This window comes from Snodgrassella sp. M0110, from assembly GCF_016101465.1.
GTDB lineage: Bacteria > Pseudomonadota > Gammaproteobacteria > Burkholderiales > Neisseriaceae > Snodgrassella > Snodgrassella alvi.
Window position 1 is genome coordinate 79625 of sequence record NZ_JACFQM010000002.1, and the last position, 12153, is coordinate 91777.

Below are 12153 nucleotides of genomic sequence, written 5' to 3' on the forward strand. Positions count from 1 at the left end.
TAACGATATTACAGGCATGTTATGAGTCAGATACATGTATTACCCGATCATTTAATTAACCAGATAGCTGCCGGAGAAGTGATTGAACGTCCGGCCAATGCACTGAAAGAAATAATTGAAAACAGTCTGGATGCGGGAGCCAGCCATATTGATATTCAGCTGGAAGCCGGCGGTATCAAACGATTGTCGGTTACTGATGATGGCCAGGGCATAGATAAGACAGATATTCCGCTAGCTTTACATCGCCATGCAACAAGTAAAATCAGTTCTCTGGAAGATCTGGAAAAAGTAGTAAGCATGGGTTTTCGTGGTGAAGGTCTGGCCAGTATTGCCTCAGTCAGCCGCCTGACTCTAACCAGCCGTACAGATATGGATAATCACGCAACTCAGATTTATGCAGAAGACGGCAAACTCAGTGATGTTAAACCAGCTGCACATTCCATTGGAACAACTGTTGATGTAGTTGAACTTTTTTTCAACACACCGGCAAGGCGTCAGTTTCTTAAATCTCCTGCAACTGAGTTTGCCCATTGCCGTACCATGGTAGAACGTCTGGCACTGGCTCATCCTGAAGTAGCATTCAGTTTACAACATAATAATAAAAATATACTTTCATTGCCTGCGCAATCCCTGCAAGAGCGCTGCTCAGCCATTATGGGAACAGATTTTACCGCTGCCAGCCTGAGTGTTGATGAAAAACTCAATGAAATGCGTTTACACGGACTTATTGGTAAACCTACTTTTACACATGGCAAAACCAGCCAGCAATATATTTTTGTCAATCAACGATTTGTACGGGATAAAATTATTCTGCATGCAGTTAAACAGGCATATAACGATGTTTTACATCAGGCTTTAACACCTGCATTTATCCTGTTTCTTACCTTGCCTCCTACCGAAGTTGATGCAAATGTCCATCCAACCAAAACTGAAGTGCGTTTCCGCCAAGGTCAGGCTGTACATCAGCTTGTATTTCATACTTTGAATAAATGTCTGGCTTCTACGAATGCCAGCCATACCAGCTCTGTATCTCAGCCGGAAACAGCACTCAAAGATATTATGCAAAAACAGCCGGCTGAAGTTCAACAAGTATTTGGTTCTAATAAAATCAATACTGCAATACAGTCTCCGGCACCATATCAGCGAAGCCATACACCAGTTCAGCGCAATCTGAGTTTAAAAGAATCACAGAGTGCTCTGAATACTTATGCTGAATTATATAAATCAGAACCAGTACTTGAAAACAATACAATCAGTATCCCACAATCAGCAGAAGTTGATAATGAACTGGCCAACTTGGAGCAAGTACGCGGTATAAATTCTACTTATCAATCAGTACAGGTAAATGAAACGATAATTCCCCCACTGGGATATGCTATTGCCCAGCTACTTGATATCTATATTCTGGCACAAGCAGAAGACGCACTTATTCTGGTCGATATGCATGCTAGTGCCGAACGGGTAAATTATGAAAAAATGAAGCAACAGCGCGATGCAACGGGTAAAGTAAATAGTCAGACATTACTGATTCCAATCCGCTTTAATGCCAGCCATGAAGAAATTGCCCTGGCAAATGAATATGCCGCTACTTTACAAGATTATGGTCTGGATATTTCGGTTGAAAATCATCAGCAATTGGTGGTGCATACCGTACCCGCTATGTTGGTAAAAAGCGATATTAAGATGCTGGTACAAGAAGTTTTGGATGATTTAATGAAAATTGGCAGTAGCGAAGTCATCAGGGAACGGGAAAACCGCATTCTTTCCACTTTAGCCTGTCACGGTTCAGTACGTGCGGGACGTAAATTAACTTTACCGGAGATGAATGCATTACTGCGCGATATGGAAATTACAGAACGTGCTAATCAGTGTAATCATGGTCGCCCAACATGGGTAAAACTTCGCTTGCAGGATTTGGATGCTTTATTTTTGAGAGGTCAATAATTATCTATACTAAGATTAGATATATAAATTAATAAAAACCTCTTAATCAGCAAGATTAAGAGGTTTTATACTAATGGTAGTTAGTGATTAGCGGTAGCTTGAGATACAGAAGCAGTTTCAGACGCTGCCGGTAATTCAGCATAATCCGGCTCAGGTTCTGATTCGTTATTCCACATTTTGCCATTCAGATAAAGCTTACCACCCATTAATTTCAGATGAGTTTTAATAACTCCATTGTTGACTTGTATATAGCCTTTGGTTTGCATGGATTTAACTGCACTATCAATCATCAAGCGGATTGTCTGGTCAATATCTTCAAGAGCTTCCGGACCTCCAGCACTGGCATCCACAGTAAAAAAGGCACGAGCCTGACTGATAGCAAAATTTTCCATTATTGCCTGAGGAATGGCAAAGTCCATCTCTGATTCAGTTTTGTTCAGCATTAATCCAAACTGCTGCATATCAGAGGCAAGCAGGTTTTTGAAACCAAGGCTGCCATGTATATCTATTAAGCCCTGCGGCATTTGCAATTTAAAACTGTTCAGTTTAATAAGCGGGTCATGAGTAAACAATCCCTGCCCCTCATTACGTACAGCAGATACAATTGCTGCGCGAAGTTGCTCATTATTCAGATTCTGAGTGGATAACTGAGTAATTTTATTATTAATCGCTACTAGACTGGCTGCATCCAGATGTTCGGCAGATGCATCAATATCCAGCGGACCATAAACATCATTGCCATACTCTAATTTAGCAAAACCAAATTTACCATTGCTATTAATCCACTGATCTTTTTCCTGAGTAGAAGTAGCCAGTTTCAGATCCTGAATGTTAATTTTGGCAGGAATACTGCTACCAGCCGGACTAATAAATGCACCTATCTGCAAATTGGTTACCAGATTAACCAATTGATCTAAACGGATACTGTTATCTGATACATCATTCCAGATAAATGTAATGTTTTTGATACTCAGATCACTATTACCTAAAGCCAGTGATGTTTTACCATGTTCTGTATGGCTATTCAGCTTTAAATCCTGATAAGACGTATGTCCTTTAGTCGCCAGAATCACATCCAGACCAGGACTGACGGTATGACTATCATAACTATTAAAATCTTTAGCATAATCAATTGTAGAATCCAGCCCCTGCCAATTGATTTTAATTCCGGATAATTCTTCATAATTGAATTTCGGAATTACAACGTGCATTTGTCCGCTTCCACTTAAATTAATAGTATTTTCAAGCTGTAGTGGCGCATTCTGACCAAAAAAACGATCAAGAATCTGTTTTGCCTGAGGCGTGAACTGTAGCTCAGTTTCTACATGAGCCCGTACAGGACGAATACTGCCGGCAAATAATCCATGATGTACATGATTAACCAAAGTAATCGGTTGTTGCAGTACCGTGCGTACATTATCCGGTAACTGTTGCTGTACACCGGCAAAAAAACTGGGTTTAAAGCGAATCTGCATAGTCTCTGTTGAGCTAAACCAGCCGCGTTCATAGTTCTGCTTTTCAATCAGTAGAAAAGAATTTTTGGCTAGTAAAGCACGCTGTTCGTCAAGACTTTGCTGGGCTTTAATACCCAGATAGTATGGCAAACCCAGTAAAATCAGTAATACAACCGCCACTAAGGCAGCAACAATCGTTACAATACGTTTATTCATGCTTGAAATATCTTATATATCTACGTTCTGCAAGATTAGCAGGATAACATCAAACAGAGCATTTGTCCGCCGGGTTTGCTGCTGATAACTGCCCTAGTTTCATTCCGGTATCTGCAAATCAGACCTGAAAAATAAAAATATTAATTGTTTGGTAGGGTGTTTACCAAAAGCCGCTGCCGCTGTTGTTCAAATAAACAAATAGTTGCAGCCATAGCCACGTTAAGTGATTCAGTCTGACCAGTCATGGGAATAATTACGCGTCTGGAAGCAGCTTGTAGCATTTTTGCACTCAGTCCGCTTCCTTCATTACCGAATATCCAGCCGGCAGGTTCGTTCAGATTTAATGTATAAAGACTATGAGACTCAGGACTCAATGCCGTAGCATACAACGGATAGGCATAATCTGTACACCATGCTGTTAAATCGGAAACAGTCTGTATATTCAAATAGGCATGCGCGCCCATTGCTGCACGTAATACTTTAGGCGACCAGACATCAACACTATCTTTGCTCAGTACAATATTATGAACACCGGCAGCCAGAGCACTGCGTAAAATGGTACCGGTATTACCGGGATCCTGTACTCTTTCTAAAAGAATAACATCCTGAATATCTGATGCAGATACAACCTCCGGTAGCTTCACTATTGCTACAGGTTCTCTTGAATTAACTAAATCACTGATTTTATCCAGTAGATTGTTCGCAACCAGTACAACCTGATGTGCCGGAATTGTTGCGAGTAAATCAGAAATTTCCGAGTCATGAATACGCTGTTGCGGTAAATATAATGTCTGAATTAAATATCCTGCCTGAATGAATGTTTCAATCAGATGAACACCTTCCAGTACAGCAAGCTGATGCTGACGGCGGTAATGAGACTGAGCAATTAATCTGGACAAATGCTTTAGCTCATTATTACTGGCAGATTGTATAATTTTATAACTCATACAATATTCTGGCTTTCTTCTAATTGCTGATTAAGAACCTGACTGATTTGATTAACGGCTGTTAAAGTACGCAGCTGGGTAAATAACTTTCCGGCTTCAGGGTAATTTAATTTAAGCATGCCCAGCCATTGCTTTAGTCTGGATACCGGATAAGCAGAACCCTCGGCAGCTTTATCACAGCAACTATTAAAAAAATCATTAATCCACGGCAGAATTTCTTGCCATGATAGTGCAGATATTACTTGCCCATGATTATAGGCAGCAATTTGGCGTGCCAGATCCGGACATTGAATTGCCCCGCGCCCCAGCATAACATCTTTACAATTACTAACAGCACGGATTTTCTGATAATCAACCAGTGTAAATACATCACCATTGGCAATAACCGGAATACGAACTACCTGATTAATACGCCCTATCCATTCCCAATGAGCGGGAGGCCGGTATCCTTCGCTTTTTGTACGTGCATGTACGGTTAGCTGCTGTGCACCACCCTGTTCTATGGCCTGTGCACAATCTAGAGCCAGATCTTTATTTTCATAACCCAGACGCATTTTGGCACTCAGCATAAATTTATCTGGCAGGCTTTTGCGTACTTTGGCTACTATTTGTTCAATTTTATCCGGATATTGCAGGAGAACTGCACCACCCTGATGCTGGTTAACAGTAGGAGCCGGGCAACCAAAATTCAAATCAATATGTGTAGCCCCCAGTTCAACCACTTTTTGAGCATTCAGTGCCATATTTTCTGCATCGCTTCCTAATATCTGTACGGCCACAGCAGTACCGGCCTGAGTTTGATTATTATTTGCCAGTTCAGGCATATATTTCAGCCAGATAGAGCGACCATGAATGGTATGAGTTATGCGCACAAATTCGGTAACACAAACATCAAATCCGCCAATGCGTGTTAGCAGATCGCGCATTGGCGCATCTATTAAACCCTGCATAGGCGCCAAAAATAATTTTGGTACAGTACTTTTAGTTTGCAAAATAATACAGCTCACACAAATTACAATTACTTAAATCAAAAAACAACGCAACTCGTTTTATAAACAAGTTGCGTCGACAATTATAAAATAAAATTGCTTTTAAAAGCTTTAATCGCGTAATGTTTCAATCAGATCGATTAATAATTCAACATCTTCTTTTTTCAATACTTCAAAGCCGTCATTTAAACCCAAGTCCTCCAGCAACATTTCACCAGCCGGAGTATCACGCATGGTACTGAATGCATTCTGTAAGTTTTCCAGCATTTCTGCATTACGCGGATGCAATAAAATCAAATGATATAAATCATTGATTTTACTTTCAATTAACAGATTTAAGCGACTACGTGTAATAGAGGTCAGTTTATGATAAGCAGAGGACATAAATAAACCAATATTACCCTGATTCTGTATCAGTCCGCGTGCAACAGCTGCAAAAGATTCACTTTTAATCCATGTTAAATCTTTTTCTTCTATATCTACGGCTTCCAACAGTCGCAAAGCAATTAATTTAACATCATAATTCTCGGTACACAGAATTGACATACCGGGCTTGATATCTGCAAGTGACTTAATATCACTGTCAGCACTACTGGCAATAACCATCTCATCAAAACGATTGACAGGCTTTACTACCGGCAAATAACCAAGTTCGCGAATAAGCTTGGAAGCATTGAACGGATTGGCATAGATAATATCAACATTATCATTGTCAATTTCCTGCTGTTCTTCTTCAGAATTGCTGGCCATAGATAAATGCACTGGAGCATCAATCAGCCGTTGCAGGCGAGTATTAAGAAAATGCCATCCGGCATAGTATTCAGGAGGAAAATCTGGGGCAATTAAAAAATTGATAGTCATGAGTTACCCCGCTCTTCTTTCATGAGACCTTCATATAATGTCTGCATTTCTAATACTTTACTGCGGGAAGGTTTACGTCGTACAGAGGTATAGCCTTCAATAACACCATCACGGATATTAGGTACTATCGTAGCGTAAACCCAGTAAAAACCACCATCTTTACGCAGGTTTTTTACATAACCATGCCATTTTTTTCCTTGCTCTACAGTATCCCACAAATCTTTATAAGCTACTTTGGGCATATCAGGATGGCGTAAAATATAGTGCTCGGCACCCATCAGTTCATCGCGCGACCAACCACTCATGTGTACAAACACTTCATTTGCATGAGTGATAATTCCCTTCAGATCTGTTCTTGAAGTAATCAGACAGCCGTCAGGAAACTCTGTTTCTACATCAGTACAATATACCGTGCGTTTTATACCATCGTAATGTGTCAATTCAAATGTGCGATGTTCAATTTCAGGCACTTTCATTGGTGAAATCATTATGACTCCATTTTCTTGAATGTGGACAACCAAGCAAATAATGCAATAATTAATTTGCAATATATATTGCGCCGATTAGCAAAAGAACACAAAGCATTTAATCAGGTTGTGTAAAAAAAGACACTATTTATTGACACAAATCAACCCATATTCAATTTAATGTAAAAAAAAATATACACTGATTAATTAGATATAACATATAATTGAGCGATATATCAACTAAAAAAGCTCTATATTTACCGTTTCTTTGAAGACTCAGACTGATATAAACCAGCCCATTTCATAATATTGGCTACTTCAAATTCATTCAGTTCGTAATACTGACCACGTTTCAGTCTATTAGGTAAAGCAATTGGTCCAAATCGCACGCGAACCAGACGGCTTACAGTCAACCCCTGACTTTCAAACAAACGTCTTACCTCACGATTGCGACCCTCTTTAATGATGATGTTATACCATTTATTCGCTCCTTCACCACCCTGTTCCCACAGATGCTGAGCCTGAGCAATACCATCTTCCAGTTCAACACCATTGAGCAAACTCTGTTTCTGTTCTTCACTCAGTTCACCCAGAACACGGACAGCATATTCGCGTTCTACTTCAAAACTCGGATGAGCAAACCGGTTAACTAGTTCGCCGGAAGTGGTTAATATCAATAGCCCACATGTATTGATATCCAGACGACCAATGGCTACCCAGCGACTGCTGGCAGTTTGAGGCAAGCGGTCAAATACACTGACTCTTCCCTGGGGATCATCACGGCTGACAATTTCACCTTCTTGTTTGTAATAAACCATAATGCGCGGCAAACGATCCGGCCATTTAATATTAATAGCAGAACCGCGCACACTGACTTCATCATCCGGCGTGATTTTGTCTCCCAATTGAGCCACTTTACCGTTAATACGTACCAGCCCCTGGCTAATCCACTGTTCCATTTCCCGTCTTGAACCGGCACCAGAAGCGGCAAGAGCTTTTTGCAGTCTCACAGGCTCCATTTTTTCCAGACTGATACGCTGGTCTTTCAGCATCCGTGCCCGTTGCTGAATTTCTTGATTAGGCGTACGCTGCACCAGTTTTTTGGCACGCTGAACTTTCGTTTTTGGATTAGCTGTAATTACAGAACTATCCGCTTTACCACCAGTATTATTTTGCTGTCTGAGAGCTGATTTGGTCTTATTGCCAGAGTGCCGCCCGGAAACATGTTTATTGCTTTTACTGGCTACTCCGTCGCGTATCTGACGTTTAGTTAATTTTTTCTTAGCTTGATTCATTCATATACTCCTATCTGTCTTCAGACAGTTCTTCTGCGGTAGACTGATCTACGGCAGGTTCATTTAAATCAGGTAAGACAAGCTCACCCAATTCAGTTAATGGTGGTAACTGGCTTAAATCTTCCAGCTGCAAATCACTCAGAAAGCCAGCTGTGGTAGCCCATAAATTTGGTCTTCCCAGGCTATCACGCTGTCCGATAATTTCTATCCAGCCTCGATCCTGTAATGTTTGTAAAACATTACTTGAGACAGCAACACCACGGATAGCCTCAATATCACTTCGCGTTACCGGCTGCTGGTAGGCAATGATGGCCAGTGTTTCCAGTACAGCCCGGGAATAACGGGGGGTGCGCTGAACATCCAGACTGGCCAAACGGGGATAGGCAGCATGAATAACCTGAAAGCGCCAGCCCTCGGCACTATGCACCAGATTAAGTGCCCTTTCTTGCCAGCGTATTTGCAGTGCTTCCAGTATGCTGGTTAACTCATCTGATGATAAAGGTGGTTCAGTAAGAGCAGACAAAGTTTTTTCACTTAATGCCTCACTTTGGGTCAGCAATGCAGCTTCAATTAATGCATCGATAGAAACAGATTGATTCATAGTCATATATTTCTATACTTAAATTGAAATCCGTTTTAAATAATCTATAAAGATTAACCTTTGCGCGCAGCTTTTCTGGCTGCCCGTTCTGCCTTAAGCTGTGCTTCATGCTGCTGACCTTTTTTCAACCAAACTGCCCACTGATTGGGCGTTTCCAATGTAATACGACCGATTAGTCCGTCACGAAAATCAGTCAGCAGGCGTTCAGCAGCTTTCTGGTAATCAATGCGCCCGCCACTTAATAATGCACCACGCTTTTTACCTACCCATTCTAACCATTGATCATCAAGCCAGTGCGGGCTTTCGCTCAGGTCAGCCTGATAGCGTTGCTGTAGTAATGGTAAATAATGCCGGCGCAGATAATCCAGTAATTCCAGTGCTACCACCTCTTCATCCAGGGCATTGCGACCCACGGCACCACTGGCAGCTAAATTATAACCGGCCTCCTCAACTATAATTTTCGGCCATAACATTCCGGGCGTGTCGTATAACCAGAAATCATCAGCCAGTATCAGTCGCTGTTCAGCCTTAGTAATACCCGGTTCATTACCGGTTTTAGCACTGCGTTTACCCAGCATGCCATTAATTAAGGTAGATTTACCTACATTGGGAATACCGCAAATAAGCACTCTCAGTGGTCTGTCCAAACCGTGGCGATTAGGAACCAGTGCACGGCTGGCCGCAATAATTCTGTTAGCAGCCTGCTTTTCTGATGCATCCAGTGCCAAGACATTCGTATTGGGCTGGGAACGGTAATCAGCCAGCCACAACTCTGTGCGCTCGGGATCAGCTAAGTCCTGCTTGTTCAGAATTTTTAATTTTGGTTTATTCCCGGACAGTTTTGCCAGCAAAGGATTGGCACTGGAAGCAGGCAGGCGGGCATCCAGTACTTCAATTACCATATCCACGCTCTTTATCCGTTCGGCAATGACTTTTTTGGCTTTGTTCATATGCCCGGGATACCACTGAATAGCCATAAACTGTCCTTGTCTGAAATCAAAAATATCAAAACTGAAAACATTCAGGCAGCCTGACATCAGGCTGCCTGAATAACGCATAATGCGTATTATACCGTTTTTTCAGAATGATTACTTAATTCTAACTGTCTGTGCCGAATCAATACTGAATAAGCATTTAACCTGTTTGCCAGTGCTTCTACAATATAGACAGAACGATGCTGACCACCAGTACAGCCGATGCCAATATTAACATAACTGCGACTTTCTTTTTCCATGTGCGGTAACCAGCGCAATAGAAAACCGGATAAATCATCTATCATTTCTGCCATAACTGGCTGTCCGGAAAAAAATGTCTTTACAGGTTCATCCAGACCACTATACGGACGTAAGTGGAAATCGTAATAGGGATTAGGTAAAAAACGCACATCAAAAACGAAATCAAGACCGGCAGGTACACCAAATTTATAACCAAAAGACTCCAGAACAACACGCATTGGCGCTACCGGCAAGTGCAACCATTGCTGAATCTGACGGCGCAATTGCGGTACATTCAGTAATGAAGTATCTATTACATAAGCATAGCTTTGCAAAGTGGACATGTATTGCTGTTCAGCAGAAACACTCTCACTTAATGTTTTATGTTCCCGTGCCAATGGATGGCTGCGGCGTGTTTCTGAAAACCGGCGCAGTAAAACGGCTACTGAAGAAGTTAAAAACAGCAAATCTACCTGATGTCCCAGAGTACGTAACTGTGTGACCAGTTCCAATAGATCTGCAGGGTTGAAGCGTGAACGGATATCTACGCTTACGCCAAGTTGCGCTACATGACTGGCTGCATAGTGTTCAATTAGACCAGGCAACAGCTTTACTGGTAAATTATCAACACAGACAAAGCCAACATCTTCCAGTAAACGTAAAGCAATGGATTTTCCGGAACCGGATAATCCGCTAATCAATACTATCCTCATGATTCACCGCATCCTCTTTCAGCATTGAATTATGACGATCCAGAAATTGCTTGGTACTGTCCTGACCACGCATTTGTAAAATAAAGTTACTGACAGCAGCTTCTACCAATACAGCCAGATTTCGACCCACTGCTACCGGCAGAGTAACACTGCGAATAGATACATTGAGAATGCTTTCAGTTTCACTTTTTATACTCAGACGGTCAATCCTTTGCATATGGGTATCATCGGCCAATACCAGATTGATTATCAACTGTAACTGCTTTTTGGGTCGTACAGCAGTTTCACCGAAAATTGCCCGTATATTCAAAACACCAAGACCGCGCACTTCAAGAAAATCTTTCAGCATAGCCGGACAGCGGCCTTCAAGTGTTTCCGGCCCGATACGGTATAACTCCACCGCATCATCTGCCACCAAGCCATGTCCGCGTGATATTAGTTCCAGTGCCAGTTCGCTTTTACCCAGACCTGACTGACCGGTTATCAGCACACCAACTTCAAATACATCCAGAAATACGCCGTATTTAACTGTAGAAGCTGCCAGCACCCTCTGCAGATAAATTCGCAAAACATCCATCAGAAAAGGGCTTTCTGTTTTGGATGTCAGCAAAGGAACATTATGCGTATGACAATAATCACGCAGCATATAGGGCACAGGTAAATCATTTGCGACTATGATCAGTGACATAGTCAAATCGAACAATTCATTAAGCGTGGTTTTGATTTCACCCGCTTCAATTTTATTCAGATACTCGACTTCTGCAATCCCGATTACCTGTACCTGATTGGGATGAATAAAATTCAGATGTCCTACCAGCGCCAGTACCGGCTTATCGGCGTCAATACTGATACGGTTATCCGCACCGGCTGTGCCGGCAGACCATGCAAGTTTCAGTTTTGTCTGATTGTCATGATATAAGCGCCGTACCGAAATACTGGGCATAGTAATGTTTCCTTATACCTGTTCTGCTATCAGTATTTCACGCACACTTTCGGCACTGGTAGCAGACAATAATGCATTGCGTACAGATTTTTGTGAAAATTTTCCGGCCAGTTCCGATAAAACATTCAAATGCTTGGTTGATGCATTTTCCGGTACCAATAGTATAAATACCAGACTGACGGGTTGCTCATCCGGAGCATCAAATGCGATGGGTGTCTGCAGACGGAAAAACGCACCTACCGTATCCTTCACTGCACCGGTACGCCCGTGCGGAATGGCCACACCCTTACCTAGTGCGGTTGAGCCCAGCTTTTCGCGTGCAAACAAACAATTAAAAACATCTTCCTGCGACAAACCTGCCTCTTCGGATAATAATTGACCGGCTTCTTCAAACAGACGTTTCTTACTACTTACATTTAAATCAAGAACCACATGTGAAACCGGTAAAATATCCCCAATTAAACTCATGCTCATATTCAATTCCTATCAAACTGCACTGTACAGCCGGC

The 12153-nt window shown here is 41.9% G+C and carries 12 protein-coding genes; 1 reads left to right on the forward strand and 11 read right to left on the reverse strand.

The features are described from left to right. Positions 1-21 precede the first annotated feature (21 nt). Positions 22-1944, forward strand: a complete 1923-nt coding sequence (mutL, locus tag H3T84_RS03110; RefSeq protein WP_198217877.1) for a DNA mismatch repair endonuclease MutL — start codon at positions 22-24, stop codon at positions 1942-1944. Positions 1945-2024: 80 nt separating this feature from the next. Here mutL and H3T84_RS03115 read toward each other — a convergent pair whose 3' ends face one another. The 11 genes from H3T84_RS03115 to ptsN form a co-directional block, all read right to left on the reverse strand. Then, positions 2025-3614 carry a YdgA family protein gene (locus H3T84_RS03115; protein ID WP_198217879.1) on the reverse strand — a complete coding sequence of 530 codons (1590 nt, stop codon included), beginning with the start codon at positions 3612-3614 and terminating at the stop codon, positions 2025-2027. A gap of 140 nt (positions 3615-3754) precedes the next feature. Beyond that, positions 3755-4561, reverse strand: a complete 807-nt coding sequence (locus H3T84_RS03120; RefSeq protein ID WP_198217881.1) for an RNA methyltransferase — start codon at positions 4559-4561, stop codon at positions 3755-3757. Continuing rightward, positions 4558-5511, reverse strand: a complete 954-nt coding sequence (locus H3T84_RS03125) for a tRNA-dihydrouridine synthase (RefSeq protein ID WP_198217883.1) — start codon at positions 5509-5511, stop codon at positions 4558-4560. Before H3T84_RS03125 ends, H3T84_RS03120 begins: the two co-directional genes overlap by 4 nt. A gap of 150 nt (positions 5512-5661) precedes the next feature. After that, a complete protein-coding gene (locus H3T84_RS03130) occupies positions 5662-6411 on the reverse strand; it encodes a PhnD/SsuA/transferrin family substrate-binding protein (RefSeq protein WP_198217885.1) in 750 nt (249 codons plus the stop codon). Continuing rightward, positions 6408-6899, reverse strand: a complete 492-nt coding sequence (locus H3T84_RS03135) for a PAS domain-containing protein (protein WP_232346093.1) — start codon at positions 6897-6899, stop codon at positions 6408-6410. The genes H3T84_RS03130 and H3T84_RS03135 overlap by 4 nt, the downstream gene beginning before the upstream one ends. A gap of 236 nt (positions 6900-7135) precedes the next feature. Beyond that, positions 7136-8173 (reverse strand): pseudouridine synthase, encoded by a 1038-nt coding sequence (locus tag H3T84_RS03140; RefSeq protein ID WP_198217887.1) that lies wholly within the window; start codon positions 8171-8173, stop codon positions 7136-7138. A gap of 10 nt (positions 8174-8183) precedes the next feature. Beyond that, a complete protein-coding gene (locus H3T84_RS03145; protein ID WP_198218408.1) occupies positions 8184-8774 on the reverse strand; it encodes an SMC-Scp complex subunit ScpB in 591 nt (196 codons plus the stop codon). Positions 8775-8827: 53 nt separating this feature from the next. After that, positions 8828-9751 (reverse strand): ribosome biogenesis GTPase YlqF, encoded by a 924-nt coding sequence (gene ylqF / locus H3T84_RS03150; RefSeq protein WP_078475651.1) that lies wholly within the window; start codon positions 9749-9751, stop codon positions 8828-8830. An 89-nt stretch (positions 9752-9840) separates the two neighbouring features. Next, on the reverse strand, positions 9841-10701 hold the full coding sequence (gene rapZ / locus H3T84_RS03155) for an RNase adapter RapZ (RefSeq protein WP_037476282.1): 861 nt from the start codon (positions 10699-10701) through the stop codon (positions 9841-9843). Then, positions 10682-11644, reverse strand: a complete 963-nt coding sequence (hprK, locus tag H3T84_RS03160; RefSeq protein WP_025330762.1) for an HPr(Ser) kinase/phosphatase — start codon at positions 11642-11644, stop codon at positions 10682-10684. Before hprK ends, rapZ begins: the two co-directional genes overlap by 20 nt. 12 nt (positions 11645-11656) lie before the next feature. Continuing rightward, positions 11657-12112 (reverse strand): PTS IIA-like nitrogen regulatory protein PtsN, encoded by a 456-nt coding sequence (ptsN, locus tag H3T84_RS03165; protein WP_025330763.1) that lies wholly within the window; start codon positions 12110-12112, stop codon positions 11657-11659. Positions 12113-12153 lie beyond the last annotated feature (41 nt).